Annotated in this window: 18 protein-coding genes and 1 pseudogene; 8 read left to right on the top strand and 11 right to left on the bottom strand. The window is 66.2% G+C overall.

Annotation, left to right across the window (positions count from 1 at the left end):
• The first annotated feature begins 109 nt into the window (after positions 1-109).
• From CDN38_RS23660 to CDN38_RS23645, 4 genes are all read left to right on the top strand, one after another.
• Complete coding sequence (locus tag CDN38_RS23660) at positions 110-1,393, top strand: M23 family metallopeptidase (protein ID WP_233027009.1); 1,284 nt, start codon at positions 110-112, stop codon at positions 1,391-1,393.
• Between the two features lie 32 nt (positions 1,394-1,425).
• Positions 1,426-2,412 carry an alpha/beta fold hydrolase gene (locus CDN38_RS23655; RefSeq protein WP_099319215.1) on the top strand — a complete coding sequence of 329 codons (987 nt, stop codon included), beginning with the start codon at positions 1,426-1,428 and terminating at the stop codon, positions 2,410-2,412.
• A gap of 234 nt (positions 2,413-2,646) precedes the next feature.
• Positions 2,647-3,765 carry an NAD(P)H-dependent amine dehydrogenase family protein gene (locus tag CDN38_RS23650; RefSeq protein ID WP_233027008.1) on the top strand — a complete coding sequence of 373 codons (1,119 nt, stop codon included), beginning with the start codon at positions 2,647-2,649 and terminating at the stop codon, positions 3,763-3,765.
• 84 nt (positions 3,766-3,849) lie between these two features.
• Complete coding sequence (locus CDN38_RS23645) at positions 3,850-4,992, top strand: MalY/PatB family protein (RefSeq protein WP_099319214.1); 1,143 nt, start codon at positions 3,850-3,852, stop codon at positions 4,990-4,992.
• A 308-nt stretch (positions 4,993-5,300) separates the two neighbouring features.
• Here CDN38_RS23645 and CDN38_RS33180 read toward each other — a convergent pair.
• A pseudogene (locus CDN38_RS33180) lies at positions 5,301-5,675 on the bottom strand (DUF222 domain-containing protein); the annotation flags it as partial.
• Between the two features lie 477 nt (positions 5,676-6,152).
• A complete protein-coding gene (locus CDN38_RS23635) occupies positions 6,153-6,689 on the bottom strand; it encodes a PadR family transcriptional regulator (protein WP_075509014.1) in 537 nt (178 codons plus the stop codon).
• A gap of 95 nt (positions 6,690-6,784) precedes the next feature.
• Here CDN38_RS23635 and CDN38_RS23630 point away from each other — a divergent pair, with 95 nt between their 5' ends.
• Entirely contained in the window at positions 6,785-7,657 is an 873-nt protein-coding gene (locus tag CDN38_RS23630; protein ID WP_075509015.1) for a protein kinase family protein, read from the top strand.
• A gap of 52 nt (positions 7,658-7,709) precedes the next feature.
• Here the strand turns inward: CDN38_RS23630 and CDN38_RS23625 are convergent, their stop codons facing one another.
• The 4 genes from CDN38_RS23625 to CDN38_RS23610 form a co-directional block, all read right to left on the bottom strand.
• Positions 7,710-8,483, bottom strand: a complete 774-nt coding sequence (locus tag CDN38_RS23625; protein ID WP_075509016.1) for a 3'(2'),5'-bisphosphate nucleotidase CysQ — start codon at positions 8,481-8,483, stop codon at positions 7,710-7,712.
• A 114-nt stretch (positions 8,484-8,597) separates the two neighbouring features.
• Entirely contained in the window at positions 8,598-9,773 is a 1,176-nt protein-coding gene (locus CDN38_RS23620; protein WP_075509017.1) for an acyl-CoA dehydrogenase family protein, read from the bottom strand.
• A gap of 20 nt (positions 9,774-9,793) precedes the next feature.
• Entirely contained in the window at positions 9,794-10,585 is a 792-nt protein-coding gene (locus CDN38_RS23615) for an SDR family NAD(P)-dependent oxidoreductase (protein WP_233027007.1), read from the bottom strand.
• 54 nt (positions 10,586-10,639) lie between these two features.
• The gene (locus tag CDN38_RS23610) at positions 10,640-11,074 is read right to left on the bottom strand and encodes an SRPBCC family protein (protein WP_075509018.1); all 435 of its coding nucleotides are present in this window, start codon (positions 11,072-11,074) and stop codon (positions 10,640-10,642) included.
• A 331-nt stretch (positions 11,075-11,405) separates the two neighbouring features.
• Between CDN38_RS23610 and CDN38_RS23605 the strand changes: the two genes are divergently transcribed.
• Together CDN38_RS23605 and CDN38_RS23600 are read left to right on the top strand one after the other, a co-directional pair.
• The gene (locus CDN38_RS23605; protein WP_075509019.1) at positions 11,406-12,311 is read left to right on the top strand and encodes a haloalkane dehalogenase; all 906 of its coding nucleotides are present in this window, start codon (positions 11,406-11,408) and stop codon (positions 12,309-12,311) included.
• Positions 12,308-12,721, top strand: a complete 414-nt coding sequence (locus CDN38_RS23600) for a DoxX family protein (RefSeq protein ID WP_408633024.1) — start codon at positions 12,308-12,310, stop codon at positions 12,719-12,721. The genes CDN38_RS23605 and CDN38_RS23600 overlap by 4 nt, the downstream gene beginning before the upstream one ends.
• A gap of 69 nt (positions 12,722-12,790) precedes the next feature.
• Here CDN38_RS23600 and CDN38_RS23595 read toward each other — a convergent pair whose 3' ends face one another.
• The 5 genes from CDN38_RS23595 to CDN38_RS23575 form a co-directional block, all read right to left on the bottom strand.
• Complete coding sequence (locus CDN38_RS23595; protein ID WP_075513379.1) at positions 12,791-13,684, bottom strand: beta-ketoacyl-[acyl-carrier-protein] synthase family protein; 894 nt, start codon at positions 13,682-13,684, stop codon at positions 12,791-12,793.
• The gene (locus tag CDN38_RS23590) at positions 13,668-14,768 is read right to left on the bottom strand and encodes a 3-oxoacyl-ACP synthase III family protein (RefSeq protein ID WP_075513380.1); all 1,101 of its coding nucleotides are present in this window, start codon (positions 14,766-14,768) and stop codon (positions 13,668-13,670) included. The genes CDN38_RS23595 and CDN38_RS23590 overlap by 17 nt, the downstream gene beginning before the upstream one ends.
• A gap of 29 nt (positions 14,769-14,797) precedes the next feature.
• A complete protein-coding gene (locus tag CDN38_RS23585) occupies positions 14,798-15,796 on the bottom strand; it encodes an Acg family FMN-binding oxidoreductase (protein WP_075513395.1) in 999 nt (332 codons plus the stop codon).
• Positions 15,797-15,931: 135 nt separating this feature from the next.
• On the bottom strand, positions 15,932-17,449 hold the full coding sequence (locus tag CDN38_RS23580; RefSeq protein WP_233027109.1) for a bifunctional aminoglycoside phosphotransferase/ATP-binding protein: 1,518 nt from the start codon (positions 17,447-17,449) through the stop codon (positions 15,932-15,934).
• Positions 17,450-17,513: 64 nt separating this feature from the next.
• Positions 17,514-18,419, bottom strand: coding sequence for a universal stress protein (locus CDN38_RS23575; protein WP_075513381.1), 906 nt, complete (start codon positions 18,417-18,419; stop codon positions 17,514-17,516).
• A gap of 254 nt (positions 18,420-18,673) precedes the next feature.
• On the opposite strand from CDN38_RS23575, the gene CDN38_RS23570 reads away from it, so the two are divergent.
• Complete coding sequence (locus tag CDN38_RS23570) at positions 18,674-19,483, top strand: universal stress protein (protein ID WP_075513382.1); 810 nt, start codon at positions 18,674-18,676, stop codon at positions 19,481-19,483.
• The last annotated feature ends 41 nt before the right edge of the window (positions 19,484-19,524 follow it).

Genomic DNA, 19,524 nt, shown 5'->3' with positions numbered 1-19,524 from the left:
GCTACCGCGAGCCCCGCCTCACGCCCTCACATGACACGCAATCGTTATCACATCGCTATCATCTGCCACTACAGTCACACCCGTTTACGAACAGGCTCTAAGGAAACCGTTGGCCACCTTCTGGGTGATCCTGTTGGTCGCCGCGTGCTCGTCAAGCACCCAGACCGGCGCCGGCGGCGCGTCTACCACCCCGGCCAGAACCAACCCACTCGCGGGGGTGACGGTGCCCGACGCCTTCACCCCGCTGACCGTTGCGCCGATCAGCCGGCCGACGTTTCCCTTCCCCGGCAGTGACGGCATGTATCACCTGGCCTTCGACGTGCAGATCACCAATGCCACCGGGGGACCGGCCAGCCTCACTGCCGTCGACGTGGTCGATGCGCAGGATCCCAAGAAGGTGCTCGCCACGTTCGCCGGCCCGCAATTGGTCGACCCCGCCTGTAACTATGGAAACTGCAACCGATTACGGCAGCTCACCCAACAGCCCTCCGCCGACTTCAGCATCGCGCCCCAGACATCGCGGACGCTGCTACTGGACTTCACCCTTGACACGTTGGCGCAATTCCCGAAGACGGTCATGCTGAGTCTGCATGGCACCGGGGTGACCAACCCGGCGGTGAGCAACGAACCCGGCCCGCTGGACACCCTGGGTGCTCCGTTCGACATCTCGGCCGGCACGCCGCGGGTGATCAGCCCGCCACTGCGGGGTAACAATTGGGTGGCGTTCAACGGGTGCTGCGATCCGGGCTGGGCGCACCGTGACGCCATCATGCCGGTCAACATGAAGCTGAACAACAGCCAGCGTTTTGCGATCGACTGGATGCGCATGGACGACCAGGGCAATTTCTACGTCGGAGACCAAACCCGCAACGAAAGTTACGTCTCGTACGGAGTTCCCGTCTACGCGGTGGCCGACGGCACCGTGGCCTCGACGCTGGATACTGTGGAAGCCAACGTACCGGGCATCCTGCCAGCAGCCGATCCTGCCCTGGCCGCCAAGATGACAATCAACACCATCGACGGCAATCACATCGTCCTGGATCTCGGTGACGGCGTGTACGCGCTCTACGCGCACCTCATCAAAGGGACGCTGCTGGTCAAACCCGGTGACAAGGTCAAGAAGGGCCAACAGATCGCCAAGCTGGGCAACACGGGCAACTCCAACGCCCCGCACCTGCACTTCCAGCTGATGAACGGCCCCTCGCTGCTGGAATCCGACGCCGTTCCCTATGTGCTGGACAACTTCAGTTACCAAGGTCAGGTGAGCACCGCGCCGGTGTGGAACGCCGACAACTACCTCAGCGGCTCGTTCTTCGGGCCAGAGCGACTGCAGGCACCCGAACTTCGCTCCAACCAGCTGCCGCTCTTGCTGGCGATAGCGACTTTTGCATAAGACCGGCCCAAGACCGTCGAGAGGACCTCATCTTGGACATCTTCACCGAATGGCACAGCGGCGGAACGCAATTGCATTGGCGGTCGACCACCGCCGCCAACGACGGCGCTGAAGTGTCGGTGTTCAGCCGCCGCTGCGGCACGCCCGGGGCGCCGGCGCTGGTGCTGGTGCACGGCTTCCCGACGTCCAGCATCGACTACTTCGGGTTGGCGGGTGAGCTGGGCTCGGATTTCGACATCTTCGTGCTTGACTTCCCGGGCTACGGACTGTCCGACAAACCGTCCGCGCCCTACGTCTACTCGTTGTATGACGACGCCCGACTGCTCGTTCACGCCATCACGCGGGTGTGGCAGCTGACCGAGTTCCGGATGCTCACCCACGACCGTGGCAGCAGCGTGGGCATGATCGCGCTGGGCATGCTGGCCGGCGAGGACCAACCGGCGCTGCCGCTCGATGTGGTCATCACCAACGCCAACATCTACCTGCCGCTGTCGAACCTCACCGCGTTCCAAACGGCGCTGCTCGACCCGGCAACGGGGCGGGCCACCGCCGCCGCGACGACCCCCGAGCTGCTGGCGGCCGGGCTGGGAGCCAGCACCTTCATCCCGCGACGGACGCTGGACGACCCGGAGATCGCCGCACTGGCGAAGTGCTTTGCCCACAACGACGGAATCTCGGTGCTGCCCGCCACCGTTCAGTATCTGCATGAACGGGCTGCCGACGAAACCCGTTGGCTCGACGAGCTTTCCACGATGTCCCTGAACGCCACGCTGGTCTGGGGACTGCACGACAGCGTGGCGCCGCTGCGCGTCGCCAACCATGTCTGGCAGGCGTATCTGAAAGACCAGCCGGGGCGCAGCCGCTACTGGGTGGTGCCCGGCGCCGATCACTATTTGCAATGTGACGCGCCCGCGGAATTGGCCGAGATCGTGCGCGTCACCGCCGGCGGGGAGGACGTCGGGCTGCAGACGCTGGGGAACCGGCCCGACGGCGCGGTCTTGGTGGACCAGAGCGACTAGGGCGGGTCGGCCCACACCGCGGCGATTTCGCCGGGATGGTCAGCAGTGCCGATGCGAGGTCGCAGAAGAACGTGAGGTGGTTTCGCCACCCGCGCATGACCTAACTTTTGTTCTCCCCATTCGGTGGGCGAAGCGTGGCATTCAGCTGTTGGAGCTTGACCTATCGACCGGGCACTGTTAACTTGCGGATCAAATATTCGGTATTTTTCGTCACCGCAGCCGAAGGGGCCAACGATGGCCAACCTTGGTGGAGAAGCGATGGCGCACCGTGTGGTGGTGTGGGCAACGGGTGGCATCGGGTCGATCGCCATCCGCGCCATCCAGCGCCGCCCGAATCTGGAACTTGTTGGGGTGTGGGTACATTCGCCCGAAAAGGTCGGCAAGGACGCCGGCGATCTCGCCAACGGGGAGCCGATAGGTCTTGCGGCCACCAATGACGCGGACGCACTGATTGCCCTCGAGCCCGAATGCGTGGTCTATGCGGCCGCCGGCCCCGAACGCGACGCACTTGCGATCCCCGGCTACCTGAAGCTGCTCGAAGCGGGAATCAACGTCGTCACGACCAGTACGACCCGGCTGGTCAATCCGCATGCCTACCAGCCCACCGAATGGCGTGATCAACTCGCCGCCGCGGCCAGGCATGGCCGGGCGTCGCTGTATGCCTCGGGCATCGAACCGGGCTTCGCCGCCGATTACCTGCCGTTGGTGCTGTCCACCCAGTCGTCGACCATCGAGAAGATCCACGCCTTCGAGATCGGCCTGTATGCCGACTACGGCGTCGCCGACATCATGATCAATGGGCTGGGATTCGGACAATCGCTCGACTACCAACCCTGGGTCGCCATTCCCGGCGCGATAGCCGGCGAATGGCAGCGACAGATCCGATTGATCGCCGACGCGCTCGGACTCCAATTGCAGGAAATCCGTGAGAGATTCGATCGCGCCGTCACGAGCCGGACGCTGAACGTGGCGATGGGCACGGTCGCAGCAGGAACATGCGGGGCGATACGCATGCAGGCGATCGGCGTGGCCGAGGACCGCGAAGTCATCGTCATCGAGCACGTCACCCGGCTCGCGCACGACGTCGCGCCCGACTGGCCGACCGGTGTGGGTGACCTGTCGTATCGCATCGTGATCACCGGGGACCCCGACATCGACTGCACCATGGCGGCTGCGCTGCGGGACCCGCGTCGAGCCGGAATCGCAGGAATGACCTCTGGGGCCGGCGCGATGGTCGCCACGGCAATGCGCGTCGTGAATGCCGTCCCCTATGTCATCGCCGCGGAGCCGGGCCTGCTCAGTTCGGTGGATTTGCCATTGACCATCCCCGCGCACGCCTTTGCCGCTCGGTGACTCCGTATCCGAGCGCCGTAATCTGCAACAGTGACGAGTCCACTCGAGGAGCTATCGCTCGAGCAATTACAGAGCCGCACCAGCATGAAATGGCGTGCTTACCCGGCCGATATCCTGCCGCTGTGGGTCGCGGAGATGGATGTCAACCTTGCGCCGACGGTGGCTTCCGCCATCCACAGCGCCGTCGACCGCGGGGACACCGGATATCCTCACGGCACCGCCTACGCCGAAGCGGTGGCCGAATTCGCCTCGCAACGTTGGAATTGGCACGATCTGGAGGTCGGCCGCACCGCGATCGTGCCCGACGTGATGCTCGGGGTTGTCGAGCTACTGCGCCTGGTCACCGACCGCGGTGACGCGGTCATCGTCAATTCGCCGGTGTACGCACCCTTCTACGCGTTCGTGTCCCATGACGGCCGCCGGGTCATCGAAGCACCGCTCGGTGTCGACGGCCGGATCGATATGGAGACGTTGGAGCAGGCATTCGCTCGTGCCCGTCAGTCGAGCGGGAACGTCGCCTACCTGTTGTGCAATCCCCACAACCCGACCGGCGCCGTGCACACCGTCGACGAACTGAGCGAGATCGCCCAACTCGCACGCCGGTTCGGCATCCGGGTGGTGTCCGACGAGATTCATGCTCCGCTCGTCATGAGCGGGGCGCGATTCACCCCGTACCTGAGCGTGCCCGGCGCCGAGAACGCATTCAGCTTGATGTCCGCCTCGAAAGCTTGGAATCTCTGCGGGATCAAAGCCGCTGTGGCCATCGCCGGCGCCGAAGCGGCCCGCGATCTTCGCCGCATGCCCGAGGAGGTCAGTCACGGGCCAAGCCATCTCGGTGTCATCTCGCACACCGAAGCATTTCGCGGCGGCGGCGATTGGCTCGACGCCGTGCTGCAGGGCCTGGAGACCAACCGAACGTTATTGGGTGGTCTGGTCGAGCAATACCTTCCCGGGGTGAAATACCTGTGGCCGCAAGGAACTTACCTGGCATGGCTGGACTGTCGCGCACTCGGTTTCGCCGAACGGGCCGCCGACGGCCTTGCGGTGGTGTCGGACCTGTCGGGTCCGGCCAGGTGGTTCCGGGACCACGCCCGCGTGGCGCTGAGTTCCGGCCACGTCTTCGGGACGGGCGGGGACGGGCATGTGCGCATCAATTTTGCGACCAGCCCAGCCATTCTGACCGAAGCCGTATCGCGAATGGGCCGGGCGCTGGCCGACATGCATTAGTTAACCCTGGGTTGGCGGAGTTACTCCGTTTCGTCGTCGTCTCCGTCGCGGAGCAGTTTTTTGGGGTGATGGAACGTGTTGGTGCGGGGTTGGCCGCGGTCTTGGTGGGCCGGGGGGATCCATTCGGTGTCGCCGTGGGTGTTTTTGCGGGTAATCCAGCCTTTGTCGAGGAGTTAGTGGTCAGGTCCGCAGGCGAAGGTCAGTTGATCGATGTCGGTGGTGGGCGACTCGGCGAACGGAATCACATGGTGGACTTAGCACTAATACCCTTTGACGTCGCAGCCTGGGGCCGAGCAGCCACGCTCCTTGGCGCCGATGGTGGCGTCGCGTTGAGCGGCGGCGGTGGCGGCCAGCGCCGGGGCGATCGGCTCACCGGTCAGCGAGCGCCGCGGCCCCAGATCGGCGGCCACATTAATGCGCCGGCTGGCCTCGGCACGGCTGATCAACGTCCACTCGGCGATCGCATGCGACAGCTTGCCGCCCAGTTCTGCGGCGCTGGCCTGGCGGGCCAGGTGGTTGATCAGCTGATGCTCGGGCACCGGGAGGCGTCGGCGCGCCTGTTCGCAGCGCCCCAGCAGCGTCAACCACTGCGCGGTGCTCAGCGCGTCAAAGTTCAGGCCCACCACCACATCCAGCGCCGCATCCAACCGGTCAAAGGCCGCCGTGATCGCCTGCCAATCCATGACACCCAACCTATCGGCGGCTTCTGAAAAAGGCAGGACGAGCCGGGAACAACAGGAGTCGCCAAGCGCTCCAATTCACCGGCCCGTCAAACCCAGCATAAAACCCACCCGAGTCACTTGACTCCCCTTAGGAACTCAAAAACCAGGGCAGAAAGTGCCTGCCCAACAACCGAATTCACATTTCACCGACAGCGAACACGGCGCCGTCCCACAGTACTCGCCAGACCAGTCACAAGACAGATTCGATACCCGAAGTGCCCACCTATGCGCGACAACTCCTACAGCGCAACGGATTTGTCGCGGACAGGCGGGCTCTAGCGGTAGACAGAAAATGTAGACCGACACTGCAAGGAGGCCAACGGCCACAGCTGCTGACCGGATACCGACCTGCACGCCGGTCGAGCCCCGACGCATCTGCCGCATACCGGAGGCGTGCTCCCCACTCGACACGCGCGCGCCTTACTGAAAGATCCGGGTCTAGTCGTTACCGCGAGCCCTGCGCCGATCCAGGCCCTCGATGACCCAAGTGGCCCAGTCGATCTCGTGGCGAGTCCACCGTAATCCCTGCTCGAGAACGGCGCGGGCAAAGAAGCCGTCGTCATCGTCGGACCAGTCGTAGGCTTCGCGGATCTGCTGGTAGTGCGCGTGCTCCTCCTCGGCCAGCGACAACAGTGATTCCAAATACTTACGCGCCTGACCGGGAGGCAGCTGGCCGAGCAGAAACACCCGCAGCAACGCAGCGTTGCGAATGGGCGGATCCTCCTGCGGAGAGGTGATCCAGCGATTGAGCTCCGCCCGGCCCGCATCGGTGATCGCGTACTCTTTGCGCCCCCGCGGCCCCGTGTCGGACGCCTTGATCAGCCCGGCGGCAGCGAGCTTGTTGAGTTCGCCGTAGAGCTGACTCTGGGTAGCCGGCCAGACGTTGTCCATCGACACCTTGAACCGTTTCAGCAGGTCATATCCACTACCTGGCTCCTGGGAAAGCAACCCCAACGCGGCATGTCGCAAACTCACCAGCCCATCCTAACCGTCCATCATTGACATGTCACTAACAACATGCCACTATTCACATGTCATAATTGGACGGTCGATACCGCGAGGAGTCCCAGATGAGTCACACCCCCCGCCCTAACCTGACGAGCCCTTCCGGTAACGACAACGACGTTCAGCCGCCGAAGGGCCGGCCGGAGGCAAACCGCCGGGCCGGCATGATCGACTCGTTTCTGAAGTCGCCCTTCGCCGGAATTGCGCCGTGGGCGCTGTTGTCCATCCTGTCCGGGCCGGGCCGCTTCGAAGAAGCGGTGGTCGCCGCCCTGGGGTTCTCGTTGCTCGTCATGGTTGCTGGTCTCATCCGGAGCATCAAGGTTCATACGCTGGAGGTCTTCGGTGCGCTGTTCTTCGCGGCGCTGGCCGTCATCGGATTGGTCGCAACCGACAACGTGATCCGTTGGCTGGAACTGTGGTCCGGCGAGCTGACCAACATTTCGCTGGCCGGTTTCGCCTGGCTCACCTTGCTGATCCGCAAGCCGTTCACCATGGCCTACGCCAAAGACACGACGCCACAAGAGTATTGGGACAGCCCGCTGTTCATGCGGATCAATGCGGTGATCACCGCAGTGTGGGCAGGCGCGTTCACGTTCGCCGCAGCGGTTGGCTTTGTCGGCGACTATGTCTTCCACGACCCCAGCAACTTCTGGACGGGCTGGATCCTGCAGCTGGCGGCCATCTTCTTTGCGGTGGTGGTCACCGAGTTCTACCCGGATTACGCCTCGGCCAAATTAGACCTGGCCAATGGAGAACCGACCCGGTTGCCGTCGACCATCGGCCTCGTCGAGTGGCTGCCCACGTTCGTCATGGTGACCGGGATCGCGGGTCTGGTCACCGACTCCGTGGATTTCGCGGTGGGTATCGCGCTGATTGTGGCCGGCAGCGTGGCATCCGGCGTCATGGTGAAACTCTTCGCCGCAGACAAGAAGCAATAACGGCTGCCGACGCAGCTGGCCCGAAACCGTTGGCAGCGCATGTTTCACCGAATCAGAGCCGAGCTTCGCCATCGCCGGTATTGAGCCGCCGATCCGCGACGCCGGTGGCGGCCAATACGGCTGCGGCCAGCTCCGGGCGACATACCACCAGGTCCGGAAGCTTCGGGTCCGCCCGGTTGTACGCCAACGCCGATCCGTCGATGCGGGAGGCATGCAAACCGGCGGCCCGGGCCACCGCCACCGGCGCGGCGGAGTCCCATTCGTACTGGCCTCCGGCGTGCACATACACATCGGCCGACCCCTGCACCACCGCTGCCACTTTGGCGCCGGCCGAGCCCATTTCGACCAGTGTGCCGTGCAACGCGTCGCGCACGGCCAGTGCGATTGCGGGCGCACGGGTGCGCGACACCACGATGCGTGGTCGGCCGGATGCGGCGGGCGGCGGCGGAACGTACGGTGTCGCCAGGGTGATGCCCTGCGCCGGCAGCGCCACGGCACCGGCAACGAGCTCATCGGTCTGCCACAGCGCGACGTGAACCGCCCAGTCCTCACGTCCGAGTTCGGAGAACTCGCGGGTACCGTCGAGCGGATCGATGATCCACACCCGTGCCGAGCGCAACCGCACCGGTTCGTCGGCGCCCTCCTCGGACAGCACCGCATCGGCGGGACGCTGCATGGCCAGTGCTTGCATCAGAAAGTCATGAGATCGCTTGTCCCCCGCTGCCTTTCGCTCGCTCGCTGCGGCGTCGGCAAATTCCTGCCGGACTTGGAGCAGAAGCTGTCCGGCCTCGGTGGCCAGCCGTGCGGCAAGAGCGTGGTCATCCATGGCGAACCGTTTTCCGGATGGGTTGGCAATCTTTGCCAAACTACCGCACCGCGGGTCGGCTGATCGCCGTCCGGGCACGCGGGATCGTCATGGCAAAGCGGGCGCAAGGCGGATTCAGAGGCCGAACTGGTCCTCGATGATGCCCAGCCACACCTGGGCGCAATCGATGGCCACCTTCTCGCTGATGAAGGCGTGCTGGGTCCCGGTGTACATGTCACGGAACGCGCGCTCGAGGCGACTGCCTTCGCGAATCGAGCTCGTTCCGGCGACCAGGTGCGCCCACTCCGCGCAGCTTCGCGCCGTGTCGGTGGCGAAGACCGCGGCCGCGCGCAGGTCGGCCCGCAACATCGGGGTCAGGTCGTCACCGGCGGCGACCGCGGCTTCGGCGGTGGTGAACGCGTCGAGCACCAGAAGGCGGGCGGCCCGCCACGCCGCGACGTGATGCGCGAGCCCTTTCTGGAAGGTCGGGCGGCTGGCCAATGGCGCCATGTCGCTCATCCGGTACTTCGTGGCCGCGAGGTCGGCGACGTCGTCGAGCATGCTCTTGGCGACCCCGAGTGCCCACGATGCGTGACCGGCGGCGGTGACGGGCATCAGGCCCATGCGGGTGGCCGGCGAGCTCCCCCGGTACGGCTCGCGGGTGAACAGCGGAAACGTCCGGCTGTGCGGCACGAACACATCCTGGGCGCTGTAGTCATAAGACCCGGTTCCCTTGAGCCCCTGCACATACCAGCCGTCGTTGAACTGGATGTCGTCGCGCGGAACCACGGCCACCTGCATGTCCGGGATGCCTTCGCTGATCCAGCGCATCTCGCCATTGTCCATCGGGAAAAACCCGGTCGCGATGTACTGCGAATGGCCGATGCCCGAGCCGAAGCTCCACGATCCGCTCAACCGGTAGCCGCCGTCGACGGCGGTCCCCTGCCCGTTGGGGAAGAACTGGCCGCCCATCGTGACGTGGTTGTCGTGCGCGGTGAACACCTCGGCGAAGCCGTCGTCGGGCAAGTAGGTCGCGGCGGCGAACCGCGACGGCAGGTTCGCAATCCCGATCCAGCCGAAAGACCCATCTTGCCAAGCCATTTCGATCCACATCTCGATCATGTCGGCCAACGGCGGCTCGACCCCGCCGGCGGCGACGGGACTGAGCGCCGACATCAGCCCGGTGGCCCACATCTCAGCGACGATTGGATCGGTCAGCGTGCGCTTGCGCTCGGACTCGGCGGCCTCGGCCCGCACCAGCTCCCGCATCCCGCGGGCCAATGCGACGACCCGCCCGGCTGTCGATGTCATGGGGATTCCTGTCACTCGTCTCACTCGGGAAAGCCGAAGAGCGCGACGACGCCGTGGTCGCGTCCGGCCGTGTAGCCGCCGTCGACGGCAATGGCCTGACCGGTGACGAAGGATGCCTCCGGCGACACCAGGCAAGGCGGCCATGGCCGCGACCTCCTCCGGGCGGCCCAGCCGCCGCAGGCATGCTCGGCGACGATCGAGGCCTGCGGGCCCTGCATGCCCGGCATACCGAAGACGCTGTCGGTCATCGGCGTGGCGATGAAGCCCGGGCAGATGGCGTTGGCGCGGATACCGCTCGGCCCGTAGTCGAGCACAATGTTCTTGGTCAACAACACGACACCGCCCTTGGCGGCGTTGTAGGAGCTACCGCCGGCGGTGCCTTCCAGACCTTCGATGCTGGCCAGGGTGACGATCGAGCCGCGCTCGGCGTCGACGCGGGGTTGCTCGATCATCCTGGCCAGTGAGGCCTTGGCCACCAGAAAGGTCGCGGTGAGGTTGGTCCTGATGAGCCGGTCCCACTCGGTCCGCGGCAGCAGGTGGACCGGGCCGCCGCCGGCGACCCCGGCGCAGTGGACGACCCCGTCCAGGCGGTCGGGCACGGTGTCGATGACGGCGGCGACGGCGGCTTCGTCGGTCACGTCGGCCGCAACGAACGTAAATCGCGGGCCGAGGTCCTGGTGCGGGGCGACGAGATCGGCGCCGACGACCGAGCCACCTTCGTCCAGCAGGCGACGCGCGGTCGCCAGGCCGATGCCCGACGCCGCACCGGTCACGACGAACGTGCGCGCACGGGCACGTTCAGCGTGGACCACGGCCGGTCCCCTGTGGAAGCCGTTGTCCCGCAACTGCGAGCCGATTCTCCACCGCTAGATTTCGAGCGTCTTCGCGCAGGCGGCCAGAATCGCCAGAAAGTTCGACCGCAACAGCGGGCGGGTGACCGCGGCCAGCAGGTTGCCTCCGGCCCGAGCCGGATGGGTGTAGGTGGTCAGCCAATCGACATGGGTACCGTTGCCCGCGGGAGTGAACGTCAACGTGCCGCCCTCGTGATTGAACGGCGGAAACGAGCGCAGGATGAGGTAGGTGTAGCTGCGCGGCCGATCAAAGGCCGTGATCTGCTCCCGAAACCAGGTGCCGAGCGCCACCACCTCACGCACCGCGCCCGGCCCCGGCGGGGAGGAGTCCTTGGTGTAACCGGCCCGGAGCACCAACGGGGCGGCGGTCAACGCGTGCGGGTCGGCCAGCCAGTCGAAGACCTTTTCCACAGGCGCAGCGATGGTGCGCTGCACATGAATCTCGACCATGAGATCTCCTGTCTGGCCGCAGCCGCGTACTCCCGCACATGCTAGACGCCGCAGAGATTCCGACCGGCAAGCGCCCGCACAGCACCGGCACCATGGTCGGACGAAACATCACGCCCCGCCGCGCCCGCGCAGCTGTCGGCTGCGCGGTGCCGGCGCCCACCCTCGTCACCGGCTTGGCTGCGGGCCGCGAGAAACCAACTACAGCAAGGTATTTCGGTATTCGGCAGCCGCGATCGGGGTGTCACGGTGACCAGCTGCCGCAGTGGGCCGGCGGCATGGCAGGCTTGCCGGAGCAGACGAGTTCGCCATGCCGCCCCGAAGGAGCTGACTGATGGATGTCCTGAGAACACCGGATGCCCGGTTCGAAAACCTGGTCGGCTACCCGTTCGCACCGCACTACGTCGATGTGGCGGCAACCGACAGCCAGGCGTTGCGCATGCACTACCTCGACGAGGGTCCCACCGACGGGCCGCCGATCGTGCTGCTGCATGGCGAGCCCACCTGGAGCTACCTGTACCGGACGATGATCCCGCCGCTCGCCAAGGCCGGCAACCGGGTCCTGGCACCCGACCTGATCGGCTTCGGCCGCTCCGACAAGCCAACGCGCATCGAGGATTACACCTACCTGCGTCATGTGGAATGGGTGACGTCGTGGTTCGAGAATCTCGATCTGCGCGACGTCACGCTCTTCGTGCAAGACTGGGGATCGCTGATCGGCCTGCGCATCGCCACCGAACAGGATGCCCGGATAGCGGCTCTGGTGGTGGCCAACGGCTTTCTTCCCACCGCGCAGCAACGCACCCCGCCCGCCTTCTACATCTGGCGGGCCTTCGCGCGCTACTCCCCCGTGCTGCCCGCGGGCCGCATCGTCGACACCGGCACCGTGCACAAGGTCCCGGCCGAGGTGCGGGCCGGCTACGACGCTCCGTTCCCCGACAAGCGGTACCAAGCAGGCGCCCGCGCCTTTCCCCAATTGGTACCGACATCGGCCGGCGACCCCGCGATTGCGGCCAACCGGGCCGCCTGGGACGCGCTTGGCCGGTGGGAGAAGCCATTCCTTGCCATCTTCGGTAAACGGGACCCGATCCTGGGACGAGCCGACCGTCAGTTGATCAACCACATCCCGGGCGCGGCGGGCCAGCCGCATGCCCGAATCAACGCCAACCACTTCATCCAGGAGGACAGCGGACCCGAGCTCGCCGAACGCATCATTTCCTGGCAGCAGGCCACGCGATGAGCCCCGGACAGAATCCGAAGTCATCGGTGCCCGAGCCCGCCGGTGCACGGCGTGACCGCAACCAGATCGCGGCGTATCGGATCGCCGCGCTACTGATCAGCGTGGGCACCATCCACTTCGTGGCGCCCAAACCGTTCGACGACATCATCCCGGCCGGAAACCCGCGGCTCTACACCTACGTATCAGGTGTCGCCGAGTTGGTCATCGGAGCGCTGTTGCTGCCGCGACGCACCCGGCGATTGGCCGCGCTGGCGGCCGCGGGGCTGTTCGTGGCGGTCTTTCCGGGCAATCTCAACATGGTCCGGCTGTGGTGGGACAAGCCCTGGCCGATGCGGATCATCGCGCTGGCGCGGCTGCCGTTGCAGCTTCCGATGATCACTACCGCGCTCAAAATCAGCCGCAACAGTTAACTCCCACACCGGCCGCCGTGTCTGCCGGCGCCTCACCGATGAAGCGAAGTCGCTGCGGCAACCAGAGGTTCACGCGACGACGCGGGGCGGCTGACGATAGAGCGCCGCGCCGGCCGTGACGCCGGCACCCGCGGCGACGAACAGCACCTGGGTGCCCGCGGGCAGGCTCTCGACCTGCCCCTCGAACGCTGCGGCCAGCGCCGCCGTATGCATGCGCTCGTCATCCGCCACGCGGATCAGGTCGGCCGGCACCCCGAGCCGGTTGCCCAGCGCCGCACGGAACCCCTGCCGTGCCGGGGCAGCGACGATCATGTCGATGGCCGAAAGCCGCACGGAATGCGCCGCCAGGCAGGCCGCCACCGCCTGGGCGGCGGCGGCGGCGAACTGATCATCGATGTCGGCCGACTCGCTGAACCGGAGAACATTACGGGCGTCGGCGAAACCGACGGTGGCACGGAATGTCTCGTCGGTTGCCCCGTCGTCCAGGTTCGCCCACGAAACGCGGCTCAGACCGTAGTCGTCGTTGATCCAGCCGCACAACAATGCGGCTCCGGCGGCCGAGAAGGGAAAGTTCTCGCTCATCCCGTGTCCCGGATCGGCGTCGCTGGCCACGATCAGCGCGCGGTTGATGCTGTGGGTCCGCAGAAAACCGTCGACGATCTGCAGCGCCGTCAACACACCGCAGGCGCCGTTGGCGATGTCGAACGAGAACGTGCCGTGAGCACCGGCATGCGGATCCTCGGGGTTGGCCCCGATGTCGTCCTGGATCAGCGCTGCCAGCGCGGGCTCGCCCAGATTCCGGTCGCGATAAATCCCCGCGTTGACCACGAGATCCAGCTCGCCGGGGTCGCATCCCGCTCGCTGCAGGCAATCCTTGGCCGCGGCGACGGCCAGGTGCAGCGCGCTGTGCCGATGCAGCAGGCCCGGGTGCGTGAGGTCGACTCGGTCAATGACTGTGCCCATACCGGCTCACCATGTCCTCATCCAGGGTCAGTAAGACAATCCCAATTTCGAGCCCAGAAGCCAGAGCGATCAGCGCGATCCGTTCTCCGGGTGCGACGTGTCCGGCCTCGAGTTCCTCGACGAGCGCCACCGTGTGGGTGGTCGACGCCGTGTTGCCGTACCGGTCCACGGTGATCACCGCGTCATGGCGGGGCTTGTCGCCGAACGACTGCGACATTCGGGCCATGCCCTTGCGGATTGCCCGCGCCGACGTCTGATGGGTGATCACGTGGTCGATGTCGTGAATCGAAATGCCCGCCGTATCAAGGACTTCCTGCAACAGCAGCGGCGTGTTGGCCATCGCGGCCTGGTGGATGGCGCGGGAATTGGTGAACATCCGCGCGCCCGGGTCGTGTCCGCGTGGGTAGGCCAGACACAGCCGGCTGTAGTCGGCGACGGTGGTGAACCCAGCCAGGGCGATTCCGGCCGAGCCGACGGGTGCCCGCTCCAGCAGCAGGGCCGCGCCGGCATCGCCGAGGGTCAACGAGGCCAACTCCTTGCTGAGGATGTTGCGGATGTGGCGGGCTGCGTTATGGCTGAGTTGCGAGATGTACTCGCCACTGACGACCAGTCCGCGCTCGACCACGCCCTGGCGGATCCAGTTGTTCAAAATCGTTACGCCGGTGAGCATTCCGGCGCACGCGTTGGATACGTCGAACGTCATCGCCCGGCGCGCCCCGATGGCGCGGGCTATGGCGCTGCTCATGGTCGGTTCCAGCCATTGGGTGAGGCCGCCGCGGAACTTGGTGATGCTGCAGTTGATCACCACGTCCAGCGTCACCGGGTCCTGCCGCGCGGCGGCCAGTGCGTTCAGTGCCGCGGAGGTGGCCAGGGAGTAGGAATCCTCATCACCCACCGAGACCCGGCGCTCGTGGATTCCGGTCAGCCGTTCCAGGTCGATGTGGGTGTGATGACGAGTGGTCGCCATCAATTCGTCCGTGGTGAGATGGGTTTCGGGCAGATGCCGGCCAGCGCCGGCCACCCGACTGACGAACGGCGCTTGCGGCCCGTTCGCCGTCTCCATTACCAGCCAGTGCCGTGTCATGGCTGAAACCTCCTTCCCGCTGGCGCCGGTCAGCGCCGAAACTCGAGTACTTCTGTCACGGGCCGCCGCGCGGTGCGCTCCACGTGCTGGTCGTTGGCCGGTGATCGGCCGAGCCGGATAAGCAGCTGCGGCTGGCCAGCAGTCCCGGTGATCTGGGTGATGATGTTGCGGCTCATCGCGATTTCGGTCATGTGCGTCAGCGTGCACGTGGCCATGCCCGCCATGGTGCATTCGAGCAACACGGCCGACATCGCCTCGCCGCAGCGCAACACGTCCAACGGGTCATCGCTGCCGGTGGACATCACCACGATCTTGGACTGGTCATGATCGATGTCCGGGCGACGCCGCCCTCCGCCGGCCGGCGGAAACGCCCGTGCGATGTCGACTCGGGCCGCTTCCGCGGTGGACACCAGGGCGCCTTCCGGCGCGTGGCTGGGGTCTGTTGTGAACGGCGATGTCCACCAACGTAGTTCGGATAGGTAGGTGGTGTCGTAACGGCGCAGCGTCTCGGTGAGTCGGGATGCCTCGGCCAGGGCCGGACGCTGCTCGTCGGCCACCACGTCCAGTTGGACGTCATAGGGTGCGACCACGCGGCGCAGCACGGACTCCGCGGCCGTCCACCGGGCGGGCGGGTCGAACGGCAGTCGGTCGGTGCGGCGCCGCAGGATTGCCTGCGCCCGCCGCTGCTGTGCTGCCGTGATGTTTTCGGCGCGACGAAATCGCAGTGTCGCCAGCTGGTCCTGGCTTGCCGGGTCGGGAAACCGTTCGGTGGTCGTGTCCCAGCCGGCGACCGACATGGCGACGCGCAGGTGATCCAGCACCGCGCCGCAGCTCAACAACAGTTCCCGGCCGGTGTGGTCGGTAGCCGGCATCGACCGGCTGGAGTCGACCCACAGCTGCAGCGTCGGACCCACCGCAATCCATCGCCATGGCTGGCTGTTGTGCAACGACGGGGCATGACATGCCAGCATCACCGCTTCGCGGATCACCACCGCATCGGGTACATCGGGCCCCGTCGCCGCCGTCATGAGCATCACCCTTCGCCTGTGACGTCAACGCTAAGAACTTGCGCAGCGCGCGGACAGGGCCGTTGGTCCTCGCCGAGAGGGGCCTTGGGCTCGGCTCTTTGCCGCCGGGAGCGGATTGCGCCGACGACCGCCGGGTTATTCCGGCGCGCCGGCTCCGGTGGCGCTGAGCCAGAAATCGTGGGCTTCCCGCACCGAGAACTCGAGCGGACGAGAGGTGTCGACCGGGTGCGCAGTGTCCCAGCCGTTGTGCTGAGCGGCCAGCGTCGCCGCGATCTGCGGCGTCGCATCGGAAGGGCCCGGTTGCCTGGTCTTGACCCGGTCGGCTGCCGTGTCGACCGGCGCCGTGCACAGCAGTTCCACCAGCGCCGAATGTGCTTCGGCGGCAAGGCGATGCGCTTGGGCCCGCAGCCGCGGATCACGCCAAGTCCCGTCGAGGATCACCGGCCGCCCATTCGCCAGACTCAGCCGCGCTCGGCGCAGGGCTACCTCGTAGACGGCCGTGACGTTTCGGGGGCTGTACAGGCCGGCATCCAACACGCCGGGCTCGCCGGCGATGGCGCCCCACTCAAGCAGCTGCCGGCGTACGTCGTCGGTGGAGATGACCTGTGCCCCAACGCGTTCGGCCAGAGCGCGGGACACCGTGGATTTTCCGGTGCCCGGGTTGCCGCCGACGAGCGCCAGCCGAACCGCGCCTTGCCGCAGATGGCGGGTCGCTATGGCCAGATGCCGGGCAGCGTCCGCCGCGGCCGCCGACTTGCCCTGCGATAGCCGAACACAGTCGACCTTGGCCCGCACTACCGCGCGATAGGCGATGTAGAAGTCATGCAGCGGCTTCGGTGCGGTATCGCCGGAATGGGCCAGGTAGCGTTGGAGAAAGTATTCGCCAAGGTCGTTGCGGCCCAGAAACTCCAGATCCATGGCCAGGAAGGCTGCGTCATCGATACGGTCGACGTAGCGAAGTTCGTCGTCGAACTCGAGGCAATCGAGCAGGGCCGGTCCGTCGTCGACGCAGAAGATGTCGTCGGCAAGCAGATCGCCGTGGCCGTCGACAATGCAGCCTTCCGTGATCCGGCGGGTGAACAGAACGTCTCGGCCGCAGACGAATTCGGCAACCAGCTGCTCGATCTGCCCGATCGACTCGTCGGAGAACACCGTACCCGCATAGCGGTGAAGTTCGGTCAGGTTCTCGGTCCAGCGTCGATTGATCGCGCCGGCCTCGCCCTGGGCGTCGATCAGGGGACTTCGCTCGGCACGTTCGTGAAAGCGAGCCAGCACTGCTGCGATGGTGTCCAGTAGCTCCAGAACCGACGTCTCCGATCCGCCATGCTCCACCAACCAGGCCAACCGGTCGCTGTCGCGGTAACGCCGCATCACCACGACCGGTTCGGCGGGGCCTCCGGCGGGGTCGGAGAGATGCGCGATGCCGAGATAACTGTCGGGAGACAGTCGGCTGTTCAGCTCGACTTCGCGCAGACACGCGCGTTCGCGTTGCTCAGGTGTCCGGAAATCCAGGAAGTCGGTCAACACCGGCTTCTTCGCCTTGTAGGCCCGCTCACCGGCGAGCACCACCACGCCGGTGTGGGTTTCGTGCACATCGACGTAGGGCACCCCAGCGGTCGTCGCTGCGTCGGCAGTACCTCTGTCGGCGTTGATCACGGCCTCCCACGGCGCTCGTTGCCGATTGACGCGGACATCTCGGCGCTGCGGCCAGGACGGCTCAGGACGGACGAGCCACGATCACCGGTGTCCGAACCGAGTGAACCACCGCATTGCTGACCGAACCCAGCAGCATGCCGGTGAATCCCCCTCGGCCGTGGCTGCCCAGCACGACGAGTTGGGCGGTTTGCGCCTGGTCGATCAGCTCCCGGGCCGGCCGGTCGCAGACGACGAGCCGATGGACCGTGACGTCGGGATAACGTTCCTGCCAGCCGGCCAGGCGTTCGGCCACCGTCTGCTCCGCTTCGCCCTTGACGGTCGACCAGTCCAAACCCGGCAGGTCAACCACTTCCACGTCGCTCCAGGCGTGCACCGCCTTCAACTCCACACCGCGGCGCGACGCCTCGTCGAAGGCGATGGCCGTCGCCCGCTCCGAGACCGGCGAGCCATCGATTCCGACCACGACGGGCGCTTGCTGCAGTTGAGCAGGATGCGCGGGATCGGCCGCGGCCGGGTCTTGGTCGCGGACGACCGCCACCGGACACTTCGCGCGGCGCAGCAGCGCCGAACCGACCGAGCCCAGCACCGCCCGGGCGACCGCTCCCCGCCCGTAACTGCCCAGCACCACCAACTCTGCTTCGGCGGACAGCTCTACCAGGGTGGGCACCGGCGGCGACCATCTCAGCTCGCTGTGGATGGTGATCTCCCGGTGGGCCTGCATGGCCTGCTCAGCGATCTTGACCGCCTGTTCGAGGACCTGGCGGCCGTCTTCTTCCTGCCACGCGGCCATGCCCATCGACATCGGCATCTCGGGCCACATCGGTACGGCCGCATTCACCATGTGAACCAAGGTCAGTGGAAGATGTCGCAGCGTGGCATCCTGTGCTGCCCATGCCACGGCCGTATTCGACGCGGCCGATCCGTCGACGCCGACGACGATGCCAAGACGTTTCATGGTTGCAGACATTCCCTTCTCCAGGACCCCCCACAACGGTAGTGGCGGCGCCGACGGAGGTCGTGAGGCTTAAGTCCCCAACAGCGTGGCCGTGAGACCTTCGCGGCGCCATGCGGCACACCGTCGGACCCAGCGGGACCCACTGGGGACCAACAGCCTCGCGAGCAGGGGTCAAACGACCCTGCCGGCAACCGGCGATGCGCAATAACCTCGCGAAGTGACGGGTTCGCTGATCTGCGGGCGGGTTGTCTGATCGGGAGGATGCGATGAATCATCCGCAATCACGAATCGTTGTGGGCATCGACGGGTCGGACGCCGCGATCAACGCCGCCAAATGGGCAGTTGCCGAGGCGATCAGCCGTGACATTCCGCTCCGGTTGATCCATGCGATCCTCCGCGGCGCCGATGCGCGCGCCGGCGACGAAAGTCTGGACGTCGAATACGCCGAAATGGCCCTCCACGGCGCCGCAACCGCGCTGCATGCCATGGACGAGGCCGTCAAAGTCGAGTGCGAGATCGTATACGGATCGCCCGGCGGCACCCTGATCGACGAATCACGTTCGGCGGCAATGGTTTGCGTGGGGTCGGTGGGGATAGGGCGGGTCGCTCGCAAGCTGCTGGGCTCGACCGCCGAGGCGGTGGCGCGAAAGGCCCAGTGCCCGACCGCGGTCATCCGCACCGGCCATAACGACGTGGTGTCGGATTCGGCCTGGATCGCTGTTGTCGTCGAGGATTCGCCGGCCAACGACGTGGTGCTCGAACACGGCTTCCGGGAGGCGCACCTACGCGGGGCGCCGATTCTGGCGATGGGTGTCTGGCGATGGGGTTTGGGTGAGATTCGCTACGAGCAGCTGAATCGTCGGCTCGACCGCTGGGTTTGTCAGTACCGCGACCTCCACGTGCAACCGGCAGCCGCTCGGCATGGGGTCGCCGAATTTCTCGGCAGGACCACGGAACCGATCCAATTGGCCGTCGTGGGCAGCGACGACGCCGGCGACGTCGCGCGGATGGTCGGCCCGGTGACATTCCATGTGCCACGCCGCGATGGACATTCGGTGCTGGTGGTGCCGAATTGACGGCGCCTCTGTAGCGGTGGGGCCGACCGTGACGGTGACAA

Origin of the sequence: Mycobacterium ostraviense, assembly GCF_002705925.1 — a bacterium.
In the GTDB taxonomy this organism is placed as follows: Bacteria; Actinomycetota; Actinomycetes; order Mycobacteriales; family Mycobacteriaceae; genus Mycobacterium; species Mycobacterium ostraviense.
This window is presented reverse-complemented; position numbering and strand designations above follow the sequence as displayed.